Below are 393 nucleotides of genomic sequence, written 5' to 3'. Positions count from 1 at the left end.
CCGGAGCCCACGGACCCCGAGCCCGGCGAGTGCACCGCACCGGCGTGGGCGGCCGGGTCGGTGTACCTCGGCGGTGCGAACGTCTCGCACGAGGGCCGCACCTACCAGGCGAAGTGGTGGACGACGGGCGAGAACCCCGCCCAGAGCGGCCAGTGGGGCGTCTGGAAGGACCTCGGCGCCTGCTGATCCCCCCACCCCGCGCCGAGCGCCGGCAGCCCCCGCACTCCTCTCCCAGGGTGCGGGGGCTGCTGTGTGATCGCCGCCTCAGGCGGAGCGGCACAGGGCGTGGTCGATGAGGGTGCGCAGTGCGTCCTCCTGGCGGGCCGCGGTCTGCGGGTCCGCGGCGCGGCTGTGCGCGGAGACGGCGACGGTGCGCCGTCCGTTCGTGGTGGT

General features: G+C 76.1%; 1 protein-coding gene. It reads left to right on the top strand.

Going from position 1 to position 393, the window contains the following annotated elements:
• Window positions 1–186, top strand: a 186-nt coding sequence (locus tag G3I78_RS50405) for a carbohydrate-binding protein (RefSeq protein ID WP_239158508.1), incomplete at its 5' end; no start/stop codon positions are given.
• Window positions 187–393 lie beyond the last annotated feature (207 nt).

Origin of the sequence: Streptomyces sp. SID13726 (assembly GCF_010548375.1) — a bacterium.
Taxonomy (GTDB): domain Bacteria; phylum Actinomycetota; class Actinomycetes; order Streptomycetales; family Streptomycetaceae; genus Streptomyces.
This window is presented reverse-complemented; position numbering and strand designations above follow the sequence as displayed.